The sequence below is a fragment of the Actinomyces sp. HMSC065F12 genome, assembly GCF_001814535.1.
Taxonomy (GTDB): domain Bacteria; phylum Actinomycetota; class Actinomycetes; order Actinomycetales; family Actinomycetaceae; genus Pauljensenia; species Pauljensenia radingae_A.
In genome coordinates this window covers 95,081-119,626 of the sequence record NZ_KV817041.1, presented here as the reverse complement: position 1 = coordinate 119,626, position 24,546 = coordinate 95,081, and the positions used below count along the sequence as shown (strand labels likewise).

The window sequence follows — 24,546 nt, the reverse complement described above, 5'->3', positions numbered from 1 at the left end:
GTGGGCCGAATCATTGTTGAAGTGATGCCGAAACCAGAAATCCTTGACCCGCAAGGAAAAGCAGTCGGATCCGCACTGCCGCGACTGGGAATTTCCAGTTTCACATCTGTGCGTCAGGGCAAGTGCTTCCACCTGGATGTGGAGGGCGCCGTCACGGATGAGCACCTCGCCCAGGCACGCCGCGCCGCTGAAGAAGTCCTGTCAAACCCGATTATTGAGGACGTCGTGCGCGTCGAAGAACTTCTCGTTGACGAGGGCGCTCACGGTGATGCGCAATGAGTCCGAAGGTGAAAATCGGAGTCGTGACTTTCCCGGGCACGCTCGATGACCAGGATGCGGCTCGCGCTGTGCGTCTGGCCGGAGGTGAGCCGGTGCGCCTGTGGCACAAGGACACGGACCTGCAGGGCGTGGGCGCAGTAATTCTGCCCGGTGGCTTTTCCTACGGTGACTACCTGCGGTGCGGCGCCATTGCAGCGGTGTCCGCCATTATGGGGCCGATCGTTGACGCGGCCCGCACAGGCATGCCGGTGCTGGGCATCTGCAACGGTTTCCAGGTTCTGTGTGAGTCACACCTGCTGGAAGGCGCACTGATCCGCAACACGCACCAGAAGTTCATTTGCCGCGATCAGACGCTGCGTGTGGAGAACGCGGACACCGCGTGGACCTCGAGCCTGACGCAGGGACAGACGATCACAGTCCCACTCAAGAATGGCGAAGGCTGCTTCCAGGCTGACGCCGACACGATCAAGCGGCTTGAGGATGAGGGTCGCGTCGTGTTCCGCTACGTGGATGTCAATCCGAACGGGTCGGCTCACGACATTGCCGGCATCACGAATAAGCAGGGCAACGTTGTTGGCCTCATGCCGCACCCCGAGCACGCCGTGGAAAGCGGTTTCGGACCGGTTCGTCGCGCGCAGCGCTCGAAATCATTCGGCGGGGACGGCTCCGTTGAGGTTTCCGGACATGGCGGCACCGACGGCCTGACACTGTTCGCTTCCGCACTGGCCACATTGGTGGGGTAAGTGAGGCATGACGACGCAGCGGCGTTCGCCCTCGTCCATGACCCCGCTATCCACAACCCATACACAATTTGATCCACAGGGAAGCAGGCGCGACGGCGCCACCGTCCACAAGCATGTGGACACAGCCTGTGGACAACTGAGAATCTGGAGCTTGACATGACCCCCACACATGACGCTGACCGCGGCGCGGCAGGCGCGCCTATCCCGGTCGAAACCCCCGACACCGTTGAGGACGCCGCGCGCACGCCCGACACAGCGATGCCCTACCGCGAACTCGGCCTGAAAGACGACGAATACCAGCGCATCTGCGAGATCCTGGGACGCCGCCCCACCAACGCGGAACTGGCCATGTACTCGGTGATGTGGTCCGAGCACTGCTCATACAAGTCCTCGAAGAAACACCTGGGCGAACAGTTCGGCAAGAAAACCACTGACGACATGCGCGAACACCTGCTGGTCGGCATGGGACAGAACGCCGGCGTCGTCGACGTCGGCAACGGCTGGGCTGTGACATTCAAAGTCGAATCGCACAACCACCCCTCATTCGTGGAACCCTATCAAGGTGCTGCCACGGGTGTGGGCGGCATCGTCCGCGACATCATGTCGATGGGTGCACGCCCGGTAGCCGTGATGGACCAGCTGCGTTTCGGCGCACTCGACCACCCGGACACCGCCCGTGTCGTGCACGGCGTGGTGGCCGGTGTCGGCGGATACGGCAACTGCCTGGGCCTGCCGAACATCGGCGGCGAAACCGAGTTCGACCCGTCCTACCAGGGCAACCCGCTGGTCAACGCCCTGTGCCTGGGCGTGCTGCGTCACGACGATATCCACCTGGCGAACGCGTCCGGTGAAGGCAACCTGGTGGTGCTGTTCGGTGCACGCACCGGTGGCGACGGCATCGGCGGCGCCTCGATTCTGGCGTCGGAAACCTTCGACGACGGCATGCCCACTAAGCGCCCCTCGGTGCAGGTCGGTGACCCCTTCATGGAAAAAGTGCTGATCGAATGCTGCCTCGAGCTGTTCGACGCAGGCGTGGTGCAGGCCATTCAGGACCTGGGCGCGGCGGGAATCTCGTGCGCCACCTCGGAACTGGCTGCCAACGGCGATTCCGGTATGCATGTGGATCTTGAGAACGTGCTGCTGCGTGACCCGACCCTGACAGCCGGTGAGATCCTCATGTCCGAATCGCAGGAACGCATGATGGCGATCGTGACCCCTGAAGATCGTGAGCGCTTCTTCGAAATCATCGACAAGTGGGACGTGGAAGCCGCCGTGATCGGCACGGTCACCGGTGATGGCCGCCTGACGATCGACCACTTCGGCCAGCGCATCGTGGATGTGGATCCCAAGACCGTGGCGAATGAAGGACCGGTCTATGACCGCCCGTACGCGCGTCCCGCATGGCAGGACGAGCTGCAGGACAACACTGTGGAGGCAGCCGGCTTGGCGCGCCCGCAGACTGCCGCCGAGTTGGATGAGGCGCTGCGCACGGTGCTGTCGGACGTCAACCAGGGGTCGAAAGCGTGGGTGACAGATCAGTACGACCGTTACGTGCAGGGCAACACGGCGCTCGCGCAGCCCGATGATGCCGGCGTGGTGCGCGTCGACGAAGAAACCGGTGCGGGCGTGGCGCTGTCAACGGACGCGAACGGCTGGTTCACCAAACTTGACCCGTACGAGGGTGCCCGCCAGGCGCTCGCGGAAGCCTACCGCAATGTCGCGACGGTGGGTGCTCGCCCCGTGGCAATCACGAACTGCCTGAACTTCGGTAATCCGGAGGATACGGACGCGATGTGGCAGCTGGTCACCGCGATGGAAGGCCTGGCTGACGGTTGCGTGGAGATGGGTGTGCCGGTGACCGGCGGAAACGTCTCCCTGTACAACTCCTCGGGAACGGAAAAAGGTCAGTTTGATTCCTCGATCAACCCCACCCCGGTGGTCGGCTTGCTGGGCGTGATGGATGACGTGCGTCGCGCAAATCCGTCTGGCTGGACCGCTGAAGGGCTGGCTGTGGTGCTGCTCGGCTCCACCCGCGATGAGCTGGACGGGTCGGCGTGGGCACGCATCGTGCATGATCACCTCGGTGGCCTGCCCCCGAAGGTTGATCTGGAAGCCGAGATGGCATTGGGCCGAGTCCTGGAAGCACTGTCTGCGGCTGACGGCCCTGATGGACAGCCTTTGATCCGCGCGGCACATGATCTGTCGAATGGTGGTCTGATCCAGTCGCTGGTGGATTCGGCGCTTCGTTTCGGCATCGGCGGCAGTTTCGACATCGCGCAGGCAGCTGGCATCGCAGGCGTGGATGACTTCGTCATGTTGCTGTCTGAGTCGCAGGGCCGAGCGATGGTGGCCGTGGCCGAAGAATCCTTGCCGGCGGTGTACGCAGCTGCAGAGGCTGAGGGCGTGCAGGCGGCGCGCATCGGCACGACCGGTGGCGACATGGTGGTGATCACCGGCGGTGACGTACTGACTGATTCAGGCAACGGCAACGGCTGGATGGCTGACATCACCGAGCTTCGCGACATGCAGGAAAGCGCGCTGCGTTCGCGTTTCTAGGTCGCCGGTTCGCGGCGGTCGGGCGCCCTCGTCAATAACTCTTTTTGGAGAATTGGCGAGGGCGACGCCGTGTGTTGATCGAATCGTCGGGCGTCAGTTGGATCGCTGCGCGCGGACGACGCGTGCGCTCATCACTGCCGGGTTCTGATAGATCAGCGTGACGGCAACGGCCAGGCCGTCGCGCACTTCGGCGGTTTGAGTGGATCGCAGGATGGGGGTGCGCAATTTGATGCCGAGCGTTTCGGCAACTGCCAGCGGAGCGCATATGGCTTCCACAGTCGCGTCGTTGCGTTCGATGCGGATACCCCATTCGTCGGTGAGTTTGGTCAGCGTGGTCACTGACTCGATCATCGGGCTCGGATCCAGGTCAACGCCGTCAATGCTGAGCGGAATGTGATCGTAGACCAGCATTGCGGGAGCCCCATCCACACCGATGACGCGCGTGATGCGCCAGCATTCCTTCTCAGAGGTGGGTGGCAGAAGCGCGCGCACAATCGTGGGTGGCGTGACTTTTTCGCACGCGGTATCCAGGTAGGAAACCTGGTGGCCGCGCTGGACGAATGTGCCGAACACGGTGTCGATTGACTGGACGTCGACGAAGACCTGGTCAATGTGCTGAGGGAGCTCGGCGGATTTGCGCACGAATGTACCGGCACCCCAGCGGCGTTCCACTTTGCCTTCAAGCCAGAGCTGTTCGAGGGCTGCGCGCACAGTGGTACGCGACACCGACAGCAGTGTGGCGAGGTCTTTTTCCGAGGGAAGACGGTCACCGGGCTTCAGATGCTGGTCGATGTGAGATCGCAGTTCCTGGCATGTCCTGGCGGACAAGTGTGTTTCTTGCATCAGGGTCATCTTATTGCAGTACGGCGGGTTTTTCCCTGTGGCGTCGGTCGGGCACACCGCAGGTTAGCACCTCCGTGAATCTTCATGCAGCTCACGCCAGTTTTAATAAATTTCGTGTGCAAAACCGACGTGTCTAGGTCTCACGGAAGCCACGTGTACACGCTCAACACGGATGTTCTTGCTGGAGTGCTCTTGCTGGGAGATGTTGCGTTGACAACGCGCCGCAAGCGCAGTGATGTGAAGTAACACTGTAGGTTTGCTCCCGGGCTGAGGCAGGGGAGCGGGCACACCCTCATGCGGGGTCACATGTGACCAATGCTGCGTCAAGTGCGCCCGATGCGCGTGATGAGCCACTGTTGAGAAGACAGAGTCTGCTGCGCTCAAAACCTCCTTTCTATGGTCGAGGCAGCTTATGCAACAGATTGGACAGCGACTATCAAAAGAAACCACACTTGCGAAACCTAGAGTAGTCACCTACCTGTGTGTCGCTTATCTTTCAGCCCGCATTCGGACTAGGTGGATATACGCCCAGACATGCAGCCGCCGCCAAGATTAGGCCCATGGTGAAAGGGCTAAAATTTAGCGGTAAAAATTCTGGCACCCTACAAAAGTCCATACGCAAAATGGCTGGGAAGAGATCGTGATACTGGCTTCGAGACAGTAGTGTTTGAAACCGTTGTCAGGATTACAAAGCCTCATACGAGAGCAAGCGGATGCCTAGTGGCATTGTAGACCAATTCGCGAAAACTAGCTTCTGTGCGTGTCAGCGAATAAATGCCAGGTGATTGCATGTGTTTGAAGCAGAATCGCGTAGCTTGTGGCAAGGGATAGTAGCTTTCAAATTAGATAGCTGCTTGTGTATCAGCGTGAAAGGAATCCCGCTTCAGTTATAGTGGTTGTGTACGTGAAATCTCTCCTGAGCCGCGCTTGATCAGCCGCGTCGATACCACAACCGACTGATCCTGAACCCGATTGTTCTCAAGCATATCCATTAGGATGGCGGTAGCAATTTGTCCGATCAAAATTGGATTCTGCGCAACTGCAGTCATACCTGGATCCAGTTCTGCGGCAAGTTCTATATCGTCGAATCCAACCATTGCTATTTCTTCGCTACGCTTGGTCGCTCGAAGCGCTTGAATAATGGCCACATTAATTCGGTTTCTGGAGCCAATGAACGCGGTGGGTGGATTATTGGATTCCAAAAGCGATACAGCTGTCTCTCTCGCCTGTATTGGGTCAAATTGGTCGAGGCGAATAATAGCCTCAGTGGTGTCTATTGTTGCCTCCTGAAGCCCTGCTAGGAATCCATCGCGACGAGCGGTCATCGGAACCGAGGCTTCGTCTCCTAAATACGCTATACGTCGGTGTCCATACGAAATCAAGTGACGCGTGGCTTGTCGCATTCCGTCATAGTTGTCCGAGATAACGGAGGGAATCTGCTCGAAGTCGGATGGACGGTCGACGATAACGATCGGTAAACCGGTTTCTGCCGCTGCACCCAGATACGATTGGTTTCCTGGTGGAGGTGCGATAATCAAACCATCGATTTGGTGTGCGCGCATTGTCATGACGAGCTCGCGGGCGTAATCCCGATCGTCATCATTACTCGCCGTAAGAGTTAGAGATCCAGAGTCGCGAAGAGATTTTTCGATTGAGCGATGAAGCTCTGCAGAAAATGGGTTCGCGACGTCTCTTAGAATTAGCCCAATTGTCCAATGGGTGCTCTTTTTCCCCCTCAGCTTAGATGCTGACAGGTTCGGCACGTATCCGAGCTGCTCAACCGCGCGAAGTACACGCTTCCGCATAGTAGAGTTAACGTTATCAGTTCGATTTACGACCCTTGACACCGTCATTGGACTAACCCCTGCGGCTTTGGCAACATCCTTTATCGTAATCATCGTTCTTCAATCGTAGCATGGTCTATTTGCTCAACATTAAAGGCTTTCGAAGGCTCGTCTCGAGGAGTGGTGGAGGGTCGAAAGCCCGAGAGGCCTCAGCAAAAATAAGGCTGCTTTTACTTGGGCAGAGGTTTCGCGTAGTCTTTCGTGATTTGCGTATAGCAACGATGCGAGGTAACGTTACCTCTGCGGATGGGCTTCCGTAATATTGATTCTTAGAAAGGGACGATGATGTCGAGAATTCGAACTGCATGCACTGGGATTATGGCTCTGAGCATCATGCTTTCTGCTTGTGGAAGCGCAGGTGGTGAGTCATCTAATGCAACGTCTGGTGAGGCGAAAGCGTCCGGGGAGCTGGAAGGGAAATGTACAATTCTACAGTATGAGACAACAGCTACTGCGCAGTACAAGGGGTGGCAAAAAGGGCTGGCAGAGTTTCAAGAAGAGAATCCCTCACTTGATGTGGAGTGGTCGTCGACCAATTTTGAGTCTTTCCGCTCGAACGCGAAGGTTCTGCTTTCGGGAGGAAACGTGCCTGATGTTGTGCTCGTTAACACGGGTAATGCGGATGCGGGCCAGTTAGCATCCCAGGGACTTCTTGATCCATTGACGGACCTTGTGGAGGAGAATGGCTGGGATAAGGAGCTGAATGGGGCTGTATCAGCCCTAGCAAAATACGATGATAATGGTAATGCGGGAGCTGGTGAATGGTATGGCGTGCCGTCGACTGCAAGTTACTATACATTTTACTACAATAAAGACTTGTTAGCTGAGCATGGCATCACTGAAATGCCAAGCTCAATGGCCGAGCTAGAAACAGTGTTCGATGATTTGCTAAAGGCTGGGGTCACGCCAATTTCCTCGAATGCGGGCGAGCATGCTGTATTGCAGACATGGTGGCAGCTGATCTCGCAAGATGCTTCGCGAGAAGAAGTCGACAACTTCATTCTGCTCGCCGGCCCCGCAGACATTACGGGCGGTGCGTTTGCAGAGGGGACGAAGCACCTCGAAGAGTGGATTAGCAAGGGGTACTTGGGTCATCAGCTTGCTGGACTGAAAGGTGATGATATGGAGCGAGCCTTTATTGCTGGCGAAATGCCTTTTATGGCAAGTGGCACTTGGTCCTTTACTCGAATCAACGAAGAGGCTCCGTTTGAATGGGGATTGTTGGAATTTCCCGAAGCGAAGTTAACGGCGGGAACCTCGGGACATTTGTGGGCGATTCCGAGCGACGCTAAGAACAAGGAATGCGCGAAAGCGTGGATAGAAAAGACTCTGAGTGAATCGGTTCAAGGTGAGATTGCAAGAATTGGTGGAATTCCGGTCGTGGTGGATCCGTCGACTATTGAAGATGAACGCATGAAAGAAATGAATGAGACGTTCCAGTTGTTAAAATCTGAAGATCGCCTGTCTTTCTACCCTGACTATCCAGTTCCCGGACTTCTTGATTATCAGATGGCTGGGCTGCAGGGACTTGTGTCTGGATCGCAGAGTGGCGAAGAATTCCTCGCAGGAATGAAAGACTACTACGAGAGTAACAAGTGAACTTAAATAAGTTAATGCTCTATCGAAAGAAGCGACCTATGAGATGGAGAGATAAAGAGCGACGTAGTTATTGGGCCTATTTATCACCATTGGCTATCGGTTTTTGTGTAGTGGTCCTACTTCCTCTCATCGTGAACACACTTTTGAGCTTCTATAGCTGGAAGGGTGGTAAGGCTGAGATGAAATGGGTTGGAGTGTCAAACTATGTAGATCTAATGCATGATAAACTATTTTGGTCATCTTTTGTGAACACTATATACATGATTTTCGCGATAGCGATTATACCGACTGTGATTGGTTTGATCCTGGCGGCTACCCTGTTTGACTTTATCGGCAGGCATTTTAATAGTGCGATAGCGTCATTTTTGAGGGCCACATATTACATTCCGCAGATTTTGCCTGTCGCCGTGGCGGGCGTCTTATGGAGTTGGATTTTAAACACTAGAGATGGAGCACTAAATGAGATACTCCGTGGTGTAGGTACAGGACTCGCGCCTGACTGGCTGGGGAACACGGACTTAGCGCTGTACTCAATCATGTTGATGATGATATGGCTGCAGATCGGATATCCGGTTGTGATATTCATGTCAGGTTTGCAGAGAGTTGATCCGTCTCTGTATGAGGCAGCTCAGTTAGATGGAGCGGGCTGGTGGAAGCGATTCAGGCATATTACCATTCCGAACATCCGTGCCGACATTTTCGTTGTTGTTCTGACAGCAACTATCGGCGCGATAAAGTTGTTCGCGCCTGTGATGGTGCTGACCCGTGGAGGACCTGAATTCTCGACGTACGTCCCTTCTTTCTTCTCGTACAGGAACTTCTTTGAGCTATCGAAGGTTGGCTATGGAGCGGCATCTGCGACTGTCTTGGCGGTAACGATCTGCGTCATAGCTGGTGGGCTTGTCTATTGGCAGTCGAAGGCAATTGAGGAGGAGTAAGAGTTCGATGCAAAAAACATCTCAGTATGCTCGCGATGCCTATAAGGCGAGGAAACCGCTTTCTTTTATTTTGACTAAATATGGCGTCTTAGTAATTGCCGCCCTTGTAGCCGTATTGATGCTTGCTCCCCTGTATTTGGTGGTGATTAACTCGTTCAAGAGTCCAGCTGAATATTCCATCAATGGCCCGGTAGCTCTACCAGAGCAGTGGACTGTGAGTGCGTTTCAGCGTTACTTGGAAACGGTTAATTTTCCGAGACTTCTGTTTAATTCCATAGTTACAGCAGGTGTAACTTCTCTAGTCGGCACGTGTTTGTCACTTCTGGCTGCTTACGCACTTGGTATTGGTCGAATCAAGGGGCGTACTGGAGTTGTTTTTGTCCTCTTGATCGCAACGATGTTGCCACAAGAGGCACTCTTGTATCCTCTATTTTACGGTGTTCAAGCAATAGGCCTCCATAACTCGATCTGGTCGGTTGTTATTATTTTCTCTGTTCTGCAGGCAGCGATGGGGACTTATCTGTTGTCCTCCGTAATGTCTACATTTCCGAGAGAAATGCTTGAGGCGGCCCAGGTGGATGGTGCTGGTCGTTTCAGGGTCCTAATTAGCATTGTTTACCCGATTATGCGTCCTTCGCTCTCTGTTTTGCTGGTGTTTTTCTTCGTCTGGACGTGGAATGAATTCCTGATTCCGATGATCATGCTGGTTGGACCGGATTCTCAGACTTTACCAATTGCTCTGGCAAATCTAAAGGGACAGAACACGCTTGACGTGACCCAAATGGCGGCCGCATCTCTGCTCACGTTGTTACCCACGCTCATTTTCTTCGCGTTCTTCCAGAGAACGTTGACGAGGGGCGTCACTGCTGGAGCAGTTAAGTGAAAAGGATTAGTCACTTGAAAACTAATATGAATTTCCCTGATTATGCGAGGAATCTCCCCGTCCTTTCACGTTCTATAACGGCAGAAAACCCGTGCGGTTCGCCTGGAAACGGAGGAAGATCCTCCTCGAAGCTAGGAGTTGGCAGGAAGGGTAGGCCTTGCATATCTATCCCTCCAGGAGAAACAGTCAAGATTGTGGATATTAAGGGACCCGGTCAGATTCGTCACCTGTGGTTCACTATGCCAGCGAGAACTAAGTCTGAGCCATTCGTTCTGAGAAATATCCGGATAAGAATAACGTGGGATTCGGCGGAAAACCCAGCTATAGACGTTCCAATTGGAGACTTCTTTGGATGTGGATTCGGCGAGGTGGTTAACTATTCTTCCTCAGTTATGGTCGCAGCGCCAACTGGGGGGCTTAACTGCTATCTCCAAATGCCATTTAGAGAAAGAGCTGTAGTTGAAATAGTTAGTGACCACTCTGAAGTGGTCGAAGGATTCTTCTATCAGGTTGATTATTCGCTTGAGGAATCATTTCCCGATGATCTGTGTTATTTGCACTCACAATGGCGACGCACTAATGGCACTAACCAGCTCGGACAAGATCATGTCGTTCTCGACACGCAGGGATCGGGAGCTTACGTTGGTAGCTTCATTTTTCTGAGCCAACTAGAGAGATTTTGGTACGGCGAAGGAGAGCTCAAGTTTTATATTGATGATGACCAAGATTTTGCCACAATTGTCGGAACTGGCTTGGAAGACTATGTCGGTGGCGCTTGGGGTTTTCGTGACCAGTGGGATGGGTATGAAGATCCAAAACCAGTGGCTTATTGTTCTCTGTACTTGGGGTATCATCAGCAGATTAGTCGTGATAACAGCCGAGTTTCACCTTATGCCAAAGATCTGCCACCAGGACATGGGATGTATAGATGGCATCTTTTGGATCCTGTGAGATTTTCTCGAAGGCTTAAAGTTACTCTCCAACAAATCGGGGATCGTGGTGATTATCTTTTTGAGCGTCGTGATGATGTCACTACCGTTGCCTTTTGGTACCAAACTGATCCAAGCGGCGACGATTGGGTCTTGCCTGAAAAAGAGCAACGGCGCCCACGGTAGATGTTTGGTGTTTGCGGCGGTTTGAATGGAAGTTCCTTTGGCTGCTCAACTTCAAGAATAAGATTGAGTTGAAGTTGAGCAGCCATCCGGATTTTCCAATTATCTTATAACGTGCGTCAGGTTCCTCTATTTGTTTTCGTCTAGTGAAAATGGACGTTCGAGATACGCGGTATAGAGAGAGTTTCTTCTTAAAGGGACCGGGGTCTTGGCGACTCTTGTTTTGTTCTGTTGAGTACAGTTCCAATATTCTTTCGCTGAGATTGATGTTGTTACTATTTAAGTGGCGTCACATCGCTGTTATTTTGCGAGTAATCTCGAAGTTGGAGATACTAAGGGAGCTGCTCGATATTGAACGTGTTCTAGGGGTCCCACTGCTACTCTCCCCATTGGCTCGATCGACGATAGGACAGCGTTGAACGAGCGCTACGCTTGCTGTTGAGTGACATTTCAACGTGAAACTGTCGAGGTGCGAACCGTTCTATAGGGCTATAGTTGCTTTCGTGCTGAGGTTTTTAGGACGAAATGTCTTTTGATTCAAGGGCATGGAGAGACTGAGCATTGGCGAGTGAAAAGGACTGCGAGTAGGCACGACAAGAACAGGTATCGACGATCAATTTCGCGCATAACTGCGGGTGCGAACGTTCGTGCATTGCTGGTTGGTATTGGCGGCAGATGAAAGAATATCTCTCATGATGTTGCCAGTGGCGACGATTATCGGTTCTGTTTCCGATGATTCGCTGAACCGGCGTCTTGCACACGCCATCACGCTGTGCTTCAATCCACATCCAATTTGAAAGGTCAAAAGGTGGCAAAAGACGGCCGCCGCTTGTGTAGGATCTTAATCCTTGCCCGGCGTTGTTCCCTGATTTGACTTGGAATCCCGCAACCTGCAGAGCGCTTCGGATACGTGCACGCTCATTCTTGCGAGCGGCTATGTACATCGCCTTTGCTTGTTGAAAATCCACGTCATCCATCTCGAATTCCCCCGCTATCTATTGTGAAGGAGCAGGGCGATCAGCGCATACAACTCGCGCTTACTGATCCCAAATGTGGGCGTCAGTTCGTAGAACTGACGCCCACCCGAGGTTAAGCAGTTCCAGCGACTCACTACGTTTGGGCGTTCGTGATGTGACGGCCTAACTTCTCAGCGATGCGTTCCTTCACACAGCATGCCGCCGAGGCGGGATCATTGGGGAACTATTTCCACGGATCGACGAGGATTCGAATCGGGTTGCCCTCCTTCGATTCCATCATTTCAATACCGCGTTCGATCTCAGACAATGGGACCACACCAGAGATCGATTGCGACAGGTCAAGACGCCCGTCCTTCAACAGCTCTGCCAACAGGTAAATGTCGACAGGTTTGTAGCCCAGGTGGCCGAACGCCTGCTTGCGCTGCAAACCGAAAGACAAGATGGGGCCAGCGTCAATTTCCTGACCTGACAGGCCAACGAGGACAGCTCGCCCATTGAAATCCAACGAGGCAATGGCCTGCTTGAACGTGGACTGCAAACCAACGGCGTCGAACGCGACATCGATTTTTCGCCCGCCCGTCGCTTCCGTAATCTTCTCCATCAAGTCCGGATCATCTGACCGGAACGTATAGTCAGCACCCAACTCCTTCGCACGTTCCAAGACCGCGTCGTTAATGTCAATCCCGATGACCGGGATAGCGCCGGCGAGCTTGGCGAGTTGAACGATATGCGTTCCCACGCCGCCCAGGCCCCACACCGCAACCGCATTGCCGATCGACACCCGCCCTGTGCGCTTGACCGCGCTAAAAGGTGTAGCAACAGCGTCAGCCAGGATCGCTGCCTGATCCATCGGGACATCCTCGGGAACTCGCGTGAGGCCAGCAGCGGGAGTGATGGTGTACTGCGCCCAGGCGCCGTCATAGGCGAACGCCATCAGCTCAAGATTCTGGCAGGCTCCTTCGTTGCCGCGGCGACATTCACGGCACTCGCCGCACGACCTGCCGGACACGGGAATAACTTTGTCGCCCACTTTCCACCCGGTGACACCTTCGCCCAGCTCTGCGATTTCACCGGAGCATTCATGGCCCTGCGTCACCACGTCAACTTGTGGTGGAAAGTTTCCGTCGATCAGTGACAGGTCAGAGTGGCAGATGCCGCAGTAGGCAACTTTAATGAGGACCTCGCCTGGTCCGGGGGAGGGGATCGGGATGTCTTCAACCTTCATGGTCTTGCTGTCGGCGTAGAAGCGCTGGGCGCGCATTGTTCCGTCCATGTTGATACCTTTCTGGTTGTTTTCAGCTCAGCGACGAGGCGACGGTGCAATCAGGTATGCATCCTTGCTTTCATGCCCCTGCGTCTCAACTGTGAAACTCGCTGTGCAGGTTCATTTTAGCGCCGTCTAGGTAGAAAGTCCTATGTTGAGAGAGCAGACGCCGTACTGATCGTGACCCCGGAGTACAACCGATCCATTCCCGGAGCTCTCAGGAACGCCCTCGACTGGATGTCGCGACTCTACGGATCAAACCCCTGGGGAACAAGCCCACCATCATTGCCGGAGCCAGAGAATCGCCCTACGGCACAGCGATGGCACAAAAAGACCTGCGCTCACAGCTCGCATACTTCAACGCATACCTGATGACACGGCCTGAGCTGTATATCAGCGCCTAGAATGGTCGCCATGACGCCTCGACGAAAAATCGACTTCGATGCCGGCATGGATGCACTGCGCACGTGGCGCGAACAGGGCGATGACACCCCGCGCCGTCAGCAGATGACGGCAGTGCGTTTCTGTCTGGAGGAGCTCGAGCAGCGTCACCCCGGTCGCGCGGTCGAAGTGCGCGTCCCTCCTGCCGGAGCCGTCCAGATTCTGAAAGGTACCACTCACCGTCGAGGTACCCCACCTGCCGTTGTCGAAATGTCGATGCCCACGTGGCTGCGCCTCGCAACCGGCGACCTGTCGTGGGACGAGGGGGACGCCGCCGGCCTGATCCAGGCATCCGGCCAGCGAACAGATCTCGCCGCGCTGTTGCCGCTGTTCGATGGCCGCGACCTTGCCGTACACTCGCAGTCCGCAGATGCCGGTGGGCTGTGAGACCATGACCCTGTGAGCACCCCACCCATCGAGATCACCGACGAATTCCGTCGGGCACTCGACATGCTGGAAGCCGGCAGGTCCCTGTTCCTGACCGGCAACGCCGGCACGGGCAAATCCACCCTGATCCGCTACTTCATGGCCTCAACTGAGCGTAAAGTCGTGGTCGCCGCGCCCACCGGAGTGGCAGCGCTCAACGTCGACGGCTACACCCTGCACCGCCTGTTCTCATTCACCCCGCATACCACGATCGACGACGTGCGAAACGGCACGTATAAGCCTTCGCGGTTCTCGCGCACGCTGGCCTCAATCGACACACTCATCATTGATGAAGCGTCGATGGTGCGAGCCGACCTGTTAGACAAGGTGTGCCTCGCCCTCGAAAAATACGGGCCACACCCTGGGGAGCCTCTTGGAGGAGTCCAACTGGTCCTGGTCGGAGACCTCTACCAGCTGCCGCCCGTGGTCAACACGGGAGAAGAAGACTACTTCGCGTCCGCTTTTGGCACCCCGTATTTCTTCTCTGCCAGCGCGTACAGTGCCGAGCGGTTCCCGACCGTCAACCTGACGAAGGTTTTTCGCCAGCTCGGTGATTCTCAGATGACGCAGATGCTCAACGCGATCAGGTCGGGGCGCATGACACGCTCGATCACCAGCGTCCTGAACAGCAAGGTCAACCACGATTTCACGCCACCAGAGGACGAGTTTTGGCTCACGCTCGCCACGACAAACCGGATCGTCGGTGCGCGCAACCGGCGACACCTTGATGATTTGCCGACACCGCTCATCCAGTGCCACGGAGCGCAATCAGGCAACCTCGACAAGTTCGAGCCGCCGACTGACCCCGTGCTGTCATTCAAAGTTGGCGCCCAGGTCATGATGCTGACCAACGACCCGGCTGACAGGTGGGTGAACGGCTCGCTCGGGCGCGTCGTCGGGATCGACGGGATCGGAGGAGCCGACGGGATCGACCAGGCCGCGTCCGACCCCATCACTGCAGGTACCGTGCCCGATACTGCCCCTACGGTGCCCGGCCGCGTTCCCACTTTCGACCCCACCGCCGCGACCGCCGCGACTGACTCGATCGAATGCAGTGTCGATGACGACATCGAAGTGCTCGTTGAACTGCGCGACGGCTCGACAGTCAGCGTTGAACCACACGCATGGGAGATCACCCACCCCACCGTCGAAGGTGGAGTCCTGCGCCACAGCGTCGTCGGCTCCTTCACGCAGATGCCGTTCAAACTGGCGTGGGCCATCACGATCCACAAATCTCAGGGCCAAACCCTCGACCGTGCCGTCATCGACCTGTCGGGAGGCACATTCGCCGCCGGCCAACTCTACGTAGCGCTGTCACGGTGCCGCAGCCTCGACGGCCTCGTGCTGACACGCCCCATCTACCCGCGCGACGTGAAAATCGATCACCGCATCCGCTCATTCCTGGCTGACACAACCGGCCTGCCCACTGGCCGTCGCGCATACTGCGGCGCGCTCACCTGCGGTCACGGCGACGGGTTCATACGCCCCCTCGAAATCGCCTTCACATTTGACGAGGGTGCCCCACTCACCTCACTGATCAACCCGACGCGTGACATCGGAGATGCCGCAGCGACCTATGACATTCGTGCCGCTGACCTGCAGGTAGCGCCGCGCCTGGCTGATATATGGCCAGCCGTTGAAGAACGCATTTCCGGCCACACCCTCGTCGCACAGGCACACGACGACATGCTGCGAATCTGGGATGATGAGCTCAAACGTACCGGCATCGTCGCACCCCTCGAATCAGTGCTCACTGTTCAGGTGCCACAAAGCACAGCAAGCGCGCTCACACGGGCCGAAAAGCTGCGCGACGCAGCACATGCAGCAGATGCGAGTCTGCCCGAACGCGCACCGGCATACACGCCGGTCGACGAGCCTCGAGCCGCATGGCTCCTGCCGCGCTCACCGCGACAAATCGTGCCCTACGGGGATCCGGTGAAAGTGGCCGCACTGATCGAAGAACGTGTCGCTGGGCTTACGCTCGGTGACAGCGCCGCGCAGCTCATTGACGATTTTTGCAGGCGGTACGCAGTGGCGATCAACTACCGCACTCGGGGCGAGCAGACCACGTGGGCGCAGTTCATTGAGGAACACAGCGGTGATGCGGCTATACCCGTGCGTGTGTGCTTCACCGGCACGGCTGTGTGTGACGGTGAGGTGTGGTCGCGCGAGCAGATGGAAAACCTCGCACACACCTGCGGCCTGGCTGTCGCGCCCAATGTGTCAAAGACGCGATGCGACGTTCTGATCGCTGCGGACGTGACCAGCATGTCCGGCAAAGCCAGGAACGCCGCAAAGTGGGGCAAACCCGTCTACTCGGCCGACGAGTTCATTTCCTGGGCGCGCTCAGTGAGCTGATGCGAGCGGGGGGAGTTGGGTACGGGCAAAATGACGCGCCTCTCCTGGGCTGGTTGCCTCACGGATGGCTACGGAAGCTGCCTGGCACTGCTCGAGTGTCACTGACGCCAGACGAGCACCCACCGGTGGGATAGCCGGGCATGCCATCGACAGCGACTGCACACCCATGCCGACCAAGACACACGCAAGCAAGGGGTCAGCAGCAGCCTCACCACACACGCATACATCTGTGCCGGTCTCGCGGCACACCTTCGCAGTGTGGGCAATGAGGCGCAGCACCGACGGCTGCCACGGGTCGGTGTACTCGGCCAGGTGGGGCGACATTCTGTCAGCAGCCATCACATACTGCGTCAGATCATTCGTCCCGATCGACACGAAATCCAGCAGTGGCGCAAACTTGTCAATCATGATGGCAACGGAGGGAACCTCCACCATGATGCCGGCTTTCAGGCCGCGATCATGGACAAGGCCGGCAAACCACTGGGTTTCCGCAACTGTGGAAATCATCGGTGCCATCACGAGCACATGCTCATGCCCAACAGAAGAAGCTGCCAATCTAATCGCGTCGAGTTGGCGGGGCAGAAATTCCTGGTTGTGGCCAGTGGTGCGGATACCGCGCACACCCAGAGCCGGGTTTGCTTCCTCCAGCAGCGGGGCGAATGGGACAGGCTTATCGGAGCCGGAATCCAACGTGCGCACCACAACCTTTGATTCAGGGAACTCCTGCATCACCTTCCCGTACAGCACAGCCTGATCGTCCACGCTGGGTTCGACCTGAGTGTTGAGGAAGTACAACTCTGTGCGGAACAGGCCGATACCTTCCGCATCGCCAGAGTGTGCCGCCAACCTCGTCGTCACATCGTCCTGCACATTTGCCAACAGTTCAACACGCACATCGTCGCGCGTGCGTCCCGGCCCGTGCCAGGCACGGATCGCCGCCAGGCGTTCAGCTTCATGAGCAACTGCGTCGTGAGCGTCACAGTGACGGGCGCCCGTCGTAATTGTTCCGGTATGCGCATCGACAAGGACATGGACACCCTCGGCAATTTGCCCAATGGTGCGGGCCGCCACGATGCACGGGATGCCGAGCTGGCGAGCAATGATCGACGTGTGCGAGGTCGGGCCGCCGAACTCTGTGACGATCGCGGAATACATCGAGGGGTCAAGCCCTGCGGTATCAGCAGGAGAGAGATCATCAGCCAGTAACACTACCGGGTGATCAGTGCGCGGAATACCCGGCTCCGGCTCCCCGCGCAGCTCAGCGATGACGCGGTCACGCACATCGCGCAAGTCGGTAGTGCGTTCGCCCATAATGCCACCGGCGCGTTCAAAGGAATCAATCAGTTTCGCGGTAGCACGTACCACTGCCTGAACAGCGGGAACGCCTGCCTCGATGTACCTGACCGTCTCCTTGCGCCATGATTTGTCGGTCGCCATTGACGCGGTGACGGCAAGAACCTCGGCCGCGCTGCCTTCAGAGTGCTCGGCACGCTCAAACAGGCGCTGCGCCACCACGTCAGTTGCCGTCATGTACGCGTCGATTGCGCCTGGCCGCTGATCAGGCGTCAGCTCCGCCTCGTCCTGCGCGGGCAGCGTCGGGCGCCTGGCCCACGCCGAGGGCGCCCACGCCACACCAGAGACAACCGGAGTGCCGTAGTGAACGCACGGCGACCCCTCATGAAACTCACTCACTGAAAACTCCGATCACCATGCGGGACTACGCATTATTCACCATTCGTCGTGCCCACACATCGTCGTGGTGATCAGTCGTCAATCTGACCAGGTCCGTACCACTTCTTCGCACCCTTGATGGCGTAACGCTGAATGACCGACACGCACACCGCTGACAGGGCTGCGAACGCCAGAAGCTGCACAATCTGGACATTGTCATCGTCTTCGCGTGGAATCGGCTTGCCGGTGACAAGCTTCCAACCGCCTTCGACCAGCTTGTTCGCCACCATTGCCGACAGAGCCATTGACCCGGCGCTTGCAATCTTCCACCCGATATCCATAGTGTTCTCCGTTTCCTCAACGTGTTGTCAAAAAGGCGAACAACGCAGCGCCAGCTCAACGCGTGGCGGCGTGGCTCTGATGTAATCATGCCCCATTTGCGTGCGCGGCGCGTGATAAAAAGAATATCGCGTTCGCAAAATACGCTCTGGATGCGCCGCAACCGCCCGCGCACAGGCGACAATGGAACCAGAAACGACAAGGGAGGCTGCCGCGATGAACACTGCGCCACAAGGACGCTTCAGCACAGCGCGCCGACACCCATCCGCGCGCCGACCCATGTATCTAGGCGCGGCAGCGTGCGTGAGTGTCGCCCTTGCACTGAGCGCTTGCACCGCCTCAGTCGATCCAACCGCGGTGACCGACCCGTTCGCGTCGAGCCAGTCAGTCGGGTTGGCCGATGGCGCGTCCCCCTCGTCAATGTCGGGCGCAGCAGGCGATACCAGCCAGTCCGCTGATTCGCTGCGCCAGTCGTGGCCCGAGGGTGCCCCTGGACCTGACGAAGGCCCTGCCGTCACGCGCGGAACGGGAACCGTGCGCATCGGCGTGGTGGCAGATAGCAAGGTTTCGCTGCCCCCGCGTCTACTTGAGGAATTCACCGAACGCAGCGGCTTCAAGGCCGAAATTCTCCCCATCAGCCGCAGTGGTGAAGCTGGCAGCCTGTTGTCCGCTATTGACGAGGGGACCCCCGACGTGCTGATGGGACTGGATCCGGCCGACCTGGCCGATCTGGGACTGAAAGATGCAACGGTCTATGGCCGTGATGATGTGTGCGCCGCGGTCGACCGACTGTTTATTGAGGCTAATCGCGGGAAAGCTGCCGCCTCCTTTGATGAGCTGATTGATGACGCGCATGCCGTGCTGTTTACTGTTCCCGGCCCGGTGACCTCTGCTGCCGGCAGAGCATTCATGCTGGCAACGGCGAGCGTGAAGGGTGACAAAGCTCCGACCTGGTGGAAGGACGCCGCAAAGCGTGGCGTGAGAATCGACAAGGGGAGCGGCGCAACCTCCTCGTGGAGCGCGCTTGACCACGGGGCACCTGTGAGCGCGGACACCCAGGGGGCGAGTGGCCAGCGCGCAACTGGAGACAGCGCCACGGGCGATGGTGCGGCGGAAGACAGCTCGGCGGGAACTCAAAGCGCGCGCGGCCAGGCGGCCGGGTCTCAAGGTGAGCAACCGGCCTCGTCTCAAAGCAACCCAGCAGCCTCGTCGCGAAGCAACCAAGCAGCCTCGTCGACAGCAGCGCCGTCCTACTATTCCGTGGTCGCCGCCTCTGACTTGGCGCATGCGCCGCTGCTGCTCAACACCGGCGTTGAATCATATGGTGCGCTGATCGGTGGGACTTGCGTGAAGCGCTCCGTGTTCGTCGCGTCCTGGCCGGGTGACGAAGCTACGACCGGGGCTCAAGCTACTGCGGACACCGTTCCCACCGCCAGCTCCCTGCCTACTGCCGGGGCGCAGGCGTGGATCGACTTCGTGCAAGGCGCAATGGCACAGCGCATTATGGCGCTTGACGCTGTTGCCTGGCCGGCCGCATGGCCGGGTGACCAGGCGGCCGCTCTGGCAAGCGACAGCGTATTGAGTTGGGTGGCAGCTCCCGTAGATAGCGCGTTGGAACTGAGTGAGGAGCAGTGGTCAGCCTCATCAACCCTCCAACCAAAATGGGCGGGTGCTTTTGATTCCTGACGGCTCCAGCTCGGGGGCTTTCGGTTCCCTGTAGCTTTCAGCGCTTGGCGGCTTTCCCGGCATTGCAATATCGGTGCGGTGCGCGGCCACGGTGCCGATCCGCCCCGAAATGCGTTATGTCGTCAATCGGTCGGCGCTTGTCGCGGCCGGTTGATTCTTGCCTCAGTCGGTTATTCTTGCTTGGCCGGTTGCGTCGTGGTCCTGTCACGGGGTCGAGCAGTGATCGGATCATGGCCTGTGTGCTGCACAAACCCCTAAATCTTAGGCTCCATCGTGCACAAACCCCTAGATCTAAAGCGCTGTGGTGCACAAGCCCCTAGATCTAAGGCGCTGAGATGCACAAGCCCCTAGATCAACAGCGGGCGGGGCCACCCTCGAAAAATAGGATGCCCTGTGACCTGCATGTTCACAAACGCGGTGAAATGTGCGGGCGTTAGATCTAGGGGATTGTGCAAAAAGGAGTGAGAATCTAGGGGAATGTGCACCCGTGGAGGTTAGATCTAGGGGAATGTGCACTCGCGAGGGGTAAATCCAGGGCATCGTGCGCGCAGGCACGCAGATACCAGGAAGCACTGCCTGCCGGAGAGCTGAAAATGGGGGCGCGAGGCGAGCGAGTCGACAGATCTGAGAGAGTGTCTTGCGCGGGAAAACCGAAACGGGGGCGCGAGGCGAGCAGATGGCGTGGTGCGGTCAGTTTGCGGATCGTGAGTGCGAGAGGGAACGTGAGTGGGGGAGGGGACGTGAGCGGGTGGAGGAGATACGAGAGATGGGGTGATAGTGACAGAAGGTGCCCCTGCTGCTTCGAAAAACAGCAGGGGCACCGGGGTTACGAATAGCTCAGTCGCTGATCACTCGCAGAGCGATGGGGTCAGCTCTGGGTCGTGGTGTCCGTAGTTACCTCTGACTGGCCCGGCACTGACATGTCGCCGCCGTCTGACGCACCGCCACCTGAGCAGCCCGCGACTGCAAGACCTGCAATGGCCAAAACAGCTCCGATTCGTGCGATCTGTGAACGTGAAGCCATGATGTTTCATCTCCTTCGGTGGGATGATTACCGGATCACCCCTGATCGGAATAACGTTCTCCACACAGTAGCTGGCATCAAATCCATACTCAAGAGTTTTCAGGTAATTCTCAGATTAATGGGGGAATATGCCCAAATTGCGAGACACCAGCGGCACACTGCTCGAGGGTGAGGCGCACGGCGCTGTGCTCTGCTGCCCAGGAATTGTGGAGTGGAAGGTCGGACCGCGTCGCGCGGACAGAACGTCACCCCTCGCCGTGCAGCAGGCTCGGATCAGCCGAACATTCATCACCGATCTTCATCGGTGCAATCGTGCCCTTTCCGCGCTCTTCGAGCAGGCGCTTCACAACGCGTTCGCGCACAGTCCACGGGTCGATCGTGTTGAGGTAGATGCGAGTGCCGCCCTCGAACCCGGCCAATGTGGAGATTCTCCACTTGAGCAAAATCCTCCACCGCATCGGCGTCGACACCCCGGGCGGTCGGTGATACCACTCCTCGTTACATGGCACGTCGACCCCGGTGGCCACGTGCGCAGCATGCAGCAAGTCAGAAACTCCGCGAACCTGCTCATCGGAGGCGTGCCATGGGTTGACCGGCTCGCCCAGCGGCCAGATCGCAATGGTGGGGTAGCGGTGACCAAAACCGGCCAGCGCAATGGCGTGCTCATTCTGCGCAATCAGCAGGCGTCGCGTGACACCGACCGAGAAAATGTCGTCGTATAGATCCGGCTGCGCTCGCAGGCGGGAAAGCTCTGCCTCAGTCTGAACCGCGTGAGAGTCAATTGCGACCAGCTGTTTATGCAGGTGATCGAAACTCGCGCCGGCCGGTTTAAGCCAGTTCTGGAACGCTGCCACGTACTTGACAGCAGGATCCAACCCGTACAGGTCAGCCATCGCGCGGGTAGTGAATGCCGTGTACTGATAGTGCTCCTCCGGGGTGAGGGTGCCAGACCCCGCCAGCTGCGTATTATCCGTCGCGCCATCAACATAGTGTCGGCGCGCAACGATCACGTCGTGACCACCGGAGAAAAACCCGTTCGCCTGTTGGAGCTTTTCTGAATCGGACAGAGCATCGAAGTCCTCCTCGGACATGCCGCCCGCCATCATCCGCGCGCGCACAACCCGCATCACGTGGTCATAGCCAGTCGAGGAAGCCAGGTATTCAGCCATTCGACGGTGCTCAGCTTCAGATGGAACGTGACCGTGGTTGAGGTGCCAGTAGTTGTAGGACACGATTTCGAAGAGGTTTGGGATGCGGCGGAACTCAGCGACAGTCGACGTCAGCTCATCGGCTGGCAGTGCTTCGAGCTGTTTCCAGTTGCCGTCCTCGTCGCGAATCAGACGAGCCTTTTCGGGTGGAGTCTCCAGATAGCGCTGCTCACAGAAGGCGCAGTATTTGCCGTGCTGATCTGGGTCGAGCTGCTCGGGCGTCTCAACTGGCACGGATAAAGGGCGGTGTCCCCGGCCGGGAACGGTCCACACTTCAGTGCCGGACAGCAGGTTCGTCTGTTTGACGGTGCCATCAGCTAGCCGCACAATGGCCCGGTCGTGGGTCTCTTGCTCCTTCGCCATACCTCCTAGCGTAGTCGCACTCGCCCTCATCTGACGGGCCCGGCACAGGCTCGGCAGCAATTTCCTGTTCTCTTGCGGCGTATGTTCGCCCTCTCATCAGGGGTAACGAGGCAGACGCCGCTTCGTGGCGGCAGCTCCCCCGATTCTATGTATGCGCTCAGTGAATTCAGTGGTGCACTGCTGTCGGGCTATCGTGAGGACGCCGAACATCGGTAGGGTGGACGCATGGCTCGTGTGCGTTTGTTTGAACCGATTGAAGTGGGAGCGCGCCGCATTGCACACCGCGTGTGGATGCCTCCGATGTGTCAATACTCCGCCCTCCCGTCAGGCCCCACAATGGGGCAGCCGACCGACTGGCATGTGGTGCATTATGGTGCGAGGGCGCTCGGCGGTGCAGCAGCCGTCATTGTCGAGGCGACCGGGGTCGTGCCAGAGGGGCGTATCTCCCCGTACTGCCTGAGCCTGCATTCTGACGAGCAAATCCCGGCCTTTGCGCGCGTAGCTGACGCGATCCACGCTGGCGGTTCGACTGCCCTGATCCAACTCAGCCACGCCGGACGTAAGGCGTCAGATCCGGTGGATTGGGCGGTGGAACATTCTCGCCGCTGGGCACGCCAGGCAGGGCGTGACCTTCCGATCTCGGATCAACGCGACCATGAACTTGAGTGGCAAACCGTTGCCCCGTCGGCCGTGGCGTTCAATGAGCGGTTGGGGACGCCTCGTGAGTTAACAGGTGAGGAAATTGACGGCCTGATCCGCGCGTTTGGTGACGCGGCAGAGCGGGCCATGCGCGCAGGTTTCGACGGCGTGCAGATCCACGGCGCTCACGGCTACCTGATTCACGAGTTTCTCTCACCATTTTCCAACACACGCACTGACAAGTGGGGCGGTGACTTCGAGGGCCGCACGCGTTTCCTGCGCCGCATAGCACAGGAAATCCGTTCACGTATTGGCGACGAGGTCGTCCTGGGCGTGCGCCTGTCGGGCACTGACTGGACGAAGGAATACCCCGAGGATGGTCGCGACGGCTGGACACTGGAAGAAACAGTACGTCTTGCCCGTGAACTGGCACGCCCCGGCACTGAGTTCAGTGCTCACGAAGGCGCTCGCGGTGTCGACATGATCAATATGTCGACCGGAGGGAACGTGCCGGATGCCCGTATCCACGGTGGCGTGGGATATCAGGTGTTCGCCGCGGAGGCTGTCCGCACAGGCCTGCATGATGCAGGAATTACCGATGTGCCGGTGTCAGCCGCGGGCCTTATTACGGGAGCTGAACAGGCGGAACAGATTTTGGTGGACGGTCGCGCCGACATGATCGAAGTGGGGCGCCCGCTTCTGACTGATCCGATGCTGCCGCACGTATGGGCGGTGCGTCTTCGCTCCGAGATGGCGTGGCCAGATCCGTATCTGCGTGGCACCGCGCGGTACTAGGCCTGGGCTGGTGGCAGCCAGCCTCGTGCCTGACGTGCCAGATTGTCGAGGATGGATGCCGCTTCCGTTGCTCGATCCACGTGAACAAAAAGGTGGTCGTGGTAGTAGCCGGCGATCACGTTGCAGCTGATGGATCGCGATGCGAGTGTCTGGGTGATGGTGGCGGTCATGCCCACTGAATCCAGTGCGGAATGCACGCCCAACGTGATCAGAGCATAGCGTTCGTCCATCGGCAGGCCAGCTTCGCGCGCATCGTCTTCAGCGACGACAACGGTGATGCCTTCTTCTTCCTGGATTGTTGCGAAAGGCTGGAGCCCCTCAGGAATGGAGTGAACTGACGCAAAGACGTAGACACCCTGTGGGGTGGCGTCAAGCGCTGCAAGAACTGAATCAAGATCTTTTAATCCGGACATGTCTTCGACGATACCGATCGCGTCGTCTGTTTGCGAGGGTGTCTCACAATGAAGACCTGCGAGTTGAAGGGACTTCTGTTGGGGGGACATTGGCCTGCAATTCGGTGATCGTCACAGTGAGTCATCGACAAGTGCAGCTACTTTT

21 protein-coding genes are annotated in these 24,546 nt (G+C 57.6%); 12 read left to right on the top strand and 9 right to left on the bottom strand.

The genetic code is table 11. From position 1 onward, the window contains the following. The 3 genes from HMPREF2975_RS10720 to purL all read left to right on the top strand — a co-directional run bounded on the left by HMPREF2975_RS10720 (position 1) and on the right by purL (position 3,578). Entirely contained in the window at positions 1–279 is a 279-nt protein-coding gene (locus HMPREF2975_RS10720; RefSeq protein ID WP_058237317.1) for a phosphoribosylformylglycinamidine synthase subunit PurS, read from the top strand. Positions 280–287: 8 nt separating this feature from the next. Continuing rightward, positions 288–1,022, top strand: coding sequence for a phosphoribosylformylglycinamidine synthase subunit PurQ (gene purQ, locus HMPREF2975_RS10715; RefSeq protein ID WP_257525574.1), 735 nt, complete (start codon positions 288–290; stop codon positions 1,020–1,022). A 156-nt stretch (positions 1,023–1,178) separates the two neighbouring features. Beyond that, a complete protein-coding gene (gene purL, locus HMPREF2975_RS10710) occupies positions 1,179–3,578 on the top strand; it encodes a phosphoribosylformylglycinamidine synthase subunit PurL (protein WP_058237315.1) in 2,400 nt (799 codons plus the stop codon). A 93-nt stretch (positions 3,579–3,671) separates the two neighbouring features. On the opposite strand, the gene HMPREF2975_RS10705 is transcribed toward purL, so the two are convergent. Together HMPREF2975_RS10705 and HMPREF2975_RS10700 are read right to left on the bottom strand one after the other, a co-directional pair. Continuing rightward, complete coding sequence (locus HMPREF2975_RS10705; RefSeq protein WP_058237314.1) at positions 3,672–4,421, bottom strand: GntR family transcriptional regulator; 750 nt, start codon at positions 4,419–4,421, stop codon at positions 3,672–3,674. An 887-nt stretch (positions 4,422–5,308) separates the two neighbouring features. Continuing rightward, positions 5,309–6,319 (bottom strand): LacI family DNA-binding transcriptional regulator, encoded by a 1,011-nt coding sequence (locus HMPREF2975_RS10700; RefSeq protein WP_070727756.1) that lies wholly within the window; start codon positions 6,317–6,319, stop codon positions 5,309–5,311. A gap of 264 nt (positions 6,320–6,583) precedes the next feature. On the opposite strand from HMPREF2975_RS10700, the gene HMPREF2975_RS10695 reads away from it, so the two are divergent. The 4 genes from HMPREF2975_RS10695 to HMPREF2975_RS12145 all read left to right on the top strand — a co-directional run bounded on the left by HMPREF2975_RS10695 (position 6,584) and on the right by HMPREF2975_RS12145 (position 10,800). After that, entirely contained in the window at positions 6,584–7,864 is a 1,281-nt protein-coding gene (locus HMPREF2975_RS10695; protein WP_157886393.1) for an ABC transporter substrate-binding protein, read from the top strand. Positions 7,865–7,902: 38 nt separating this feature from the next. After that, complete coding sequence (locus HMPREF2975_RS10690) at positions 7,903–8,802, top strand: carbohydrate ABC transporter permease (RefSeq protein ID WP_193600048.1); 900 nt, start codon at positions 7,903–7,905, stop codon at positions 8,800–8,802. Positions 8,803–8,809: 7 nt separating this feature from the next. After that, on the top strand, positions 8,810–9,685 hold the full coding sequence (locus HMPREF2975_RS10685; RefSeq protein WP_070727749.1) for a carbohydrate ABC transporter permease: 876 nt from the start codon (positions 8,810–8,812) through the stop codon (positions 9,683–9,685). A gap of 194 nt (positions 9,686–9,879) precedes the next feature. Next, positions 9,880–10,800, top strand: a complete 921-nt coding sequence (locus HMPREF2975_RS12145; RefSeq protein WP_157886392.1) for a glycoside hydrolase family 172 protein — start codon at positions 9,880–9,882, stop codon at positions 10,798–10,800. 512 nt (positions 10,801–11,312) lie between these two features. Here the strand turns inward: HMPREF2975_RS12145 and HMPREF2975_RS12335 are convergent. Then, on the bottom strand, positions 11,313–11,774 hold the full coding sequence (locus tag HMPREF2975_RS12335; RefSeq protein WP_141757415.1) for a hypothetical protein: 462 nt from the start codon (positions 11,772–11,774) through the stop codon (positions 11,313–11,315). Positions 11,775–11,997: 223 nt separating this feature from the next. After that, a complete protein-coding gene (locus tag HMPREF2975_RS10675) occupies positions 11,998–13,047 on the bottom strand; it encodes a zinc-binding dehydrogenase (protein ID WP_070727743.1) in 1,050 nt (349 codons plus the stop codon). 171 nt (positions 13,048–13,218) lie between these two features. On the opposite strand from HMPREF2975_RS10675, the gene HMPREF2975_RS13150 reads away from it, so the two are divergent. From HMPREF2975_RS13150 to HMPREF2975_RS13015, 3 genes are read left to right on the top strand one after another with little or no spacing between them, the layout of a single operon-like run. Further along, entirely contained in the window at positions 13,219–13,410 is a 192-nt protein-coding gene (locus tag HMPREF2975_RS13150; protein ID WP_074026211.1) for an NAD(P)H-dependent oxidoreductase, read from the top strand. 42 nt (positions 13,411–13,452) lie between these two features. After that, positions 13,453–13,866 (top strand): sterol carrier family protein, encoded by a 414-nt coding sequence (locus HMPREF2975_RS10670; RefSeq protein ID WP_070727965.1) that lies wholly within the window; start codon positions 13,453–13,455, stop codon positions 13,864–13,866. A gap of 12 nt (positions 13,867–13,878) precedes the next feature. Then, positions 13,879–16,263, top strand: a complete 2,385-nt coding sequence (locus tag HMPREF2975_RS13015) for an AAA family ATPase (RefSeq protein WP_070727740.1) — start codon at positions 13,879–13,881, stop codon at positions 16,261–16,263. Here HMPREF2975_RS13015 and HMPREF2975_RS10660 read toward each other — a convergent pair. Next, the gene (locus tag HMPREF2975_RS10660) at positions 16,252–17,955 is read right to left on the bottom strand and encodes a phosphoenolpyruvate--protein phosphotransferase (RefSeq protein WP_070727734.1); all 1,704 of its coding nucleotides are present in this window, start codon (positions 17,953–17,955) and stop codon (positions 16,252–16,254) included. The genes HMPREF2975_RS13015 and HMPREF2975_RS10660 overlap by 12 nt on opposite strands. 71 nt (positions 17,956–18,026) lie before the next feature. Beyond that, positions 18,027–18,275, bottom strand: a complete 249-nt coding sequence (locus HMPREF2975_RS10655; protein WP_070727732.1) for a DUF4235 domain-containing protein — start codon at positions 18,273–18,275, stop codon at positions 18,027–18,029. A 214-nt stretch (positions 18,276–18,489) separates the two neighbouring features. Between HMPREF2975_RS10655 and HMPREF2975_RS10650 the strand changes: the two genes are divergently transcribed. Then, positions 18,490–19,959 (top strand): type 2 periplasmic-binding domain-containing protein, encoded by a 1,470-nt coding sequence (locus tag HMPREF2975_RS10650; RefSeq protein ID WP_092648842.1) that lies wholly within the window; start codon positions 18,490–18,492, stop codon positions 19,957–19,959. 868 nt (positions 19,960–20,827) lie between these two features. On the opposite strand, the gene HMPREF2975_RS12640 is transcribed toward HMPREF2975_RS10650, so the two are convergent. Together HMPREF2975_RS12640 and HMPREF2975_RS10645 are read right to left on the bottom strand one after the other, a co-directional pair. Then, complete coding sequence (locus tag HMPREF2975_RS12640) at positions 20,828–20,983, bottom strand: hypothetical protein (RefSeq protein WP_157843524.1); 156 nt, start codon at positions 20,981–20,983, stop codon at positions 20,828–20,830. 245 nt (positions 20,984–21,228) lie between these two features. Next, positions 21,229–22,554, bottom strand: coding sequence for a DUF4921 family protein (locus tag HMPREF2975_RS10645; protein ID WP_070727727.1), 1,326 nt, complete (start codon positions 22,552–22,554; stop codon positions 21,229–21,231). A gap of 225 nt (positions 22,555–22,779) precedes the next feature. Between HMPREF2975_RS10645 and HMPREF2975_RS10640 the strand changes: the two genes are divergently transcribed. Beyond that, positions 22,780–23,988: an oxidoreductase gene (locus tag HMPREF2975_RS10640; RefSeq protein WP_070727724.1), complete on the top strand. Its 1,209-nt coding sequence runs from the start codon at positions 22,780–22,782 to the stop codon at positions 23,986–23,988. Here the strand turns inward: HMPREF2975_RS10640 and HMPREF2975_RS10635 are convergent. Continuing rightward, positions 23,985–24,491 (bottom strand): ACT domain-containing protein, encoded by a 507-nt coding sequence (locus tag HMPREF2975_RS10635; protein ID WP_227469379.1) that lies wholly within the window; start codon positions 24,489–24,491, stop codon positions 23,985–23,987. The two genes, HMPREF2975_RS10640 and HMPREF2975_RS10635, sit on opposite strands and share 4 nt — an antisense overlap. Positions 24,492–24,546 lie beyond the last annotated feature (55 nt).

Coding starts and splice junctions, on each gene's coding strand:
- HMPREF2975_RS12335 (WP_141757415.1), bottom strand. CDS start 11,774: ATGGATGACGTGGATTTTCAACAAGCAAAGGCGATGTACATAGCCGCT.
- HMPREF2975_RS10685 (WP_070727749.1), top strand. CDS start 8,810: ATGCAAAAAACATCTCAGTATGCTCGCGATGCCTATAAGGCGAGGAAA.
- HMPREF2975_RS10670 (WP_070727965.1), top strand. CDS start 13,453: ATGACGCCTCGACGAAAAATCGACTTCGATGCCGGCATGGATGCACTG.
- HMPREF2975_RS10645 (WP_070727727.1), bottom strand. CDS start 22,554: ATGGCGAAGGAGCAAGAGACCCACGACCGGGCCATTGTGCGGCTAGCT.
- HMPREF2975_RS10695 (WP_157886393.1), top strand. CDS start 6,584: ATGGCTCTGAGCATCATGCTTTCTGCTTGTGGAAGCGCAGGTGGTGAG.
- HMPREF2975_RS10635 (WP_227469379.1), bottom strand. CDS start 24,491: ATGTCCCCCCAACAGAAGTCCCTTCAACTCGCAGGTCTTCATTGTGAG.
- HMPREF2975_RS10640 (WP_070727724.1), top strand. CDS start 22,780: ATGGCTCGTGTGCGTTTGTTTGAACCGATTGAAGTGGGAGCGCGCCGC.
- HMPREF2975_RS10675 (WP_070727743.1), bottom strand. CDS start 13,047: ATGGACGGAACAATGCGCGCCCAGCGCTTCTACGCCGACAGCAAGACC.
- purL (WP_058237315.1), top strand. CDS start 1,179: ATGACCCCCACACATGACGCTGACCGCGGCGCGGCAGGCGCGCCTATC.
- HMPREF2975_RS10690 (WP_193600048.1), top strand. CDS start 7,903: ATGAGATGGAGAGATAAAGAGCGACGTAGTTATTGGGCCTATTTATCA.
- HMPREF2975_RS10650 (WP_092648842.1), top strand. CDS start 18,490: ATGAACACTGCGCCACAAGGACGCTTCAGCACAGCGCGCCGACACCCA.
- HMPREF2975_RS12640 (WP_157843524.1), bottom strand. CDS start 20,983: ATGGCTTCACGTTCACAGATCGCACGAATCGGAGCTGTTTTGGCCATT.
- HMPREF2975_RS10655 (WP_070727732.1), bottom strand. CDS start 18,275: ATGGATATCGGGTGGAAGATTGCAAGCGCCGGGTCAATGGCTCTGTCG.
- HMPREF2975_RS10700 (WP_070727756.1), bottom strand. CDS start 6,319: ATGATTACGATAAAGGATGTTGCCAAAGCCGCAGGGGTTAGTCCAATG.
- HMPREF2975_RS10705 (WP_058237314.1), bottom strand. CDS start 4,421: ATGCAAGAAACACACTTGTCCGCCAGGACATGCCAGGAACTGCGATCT.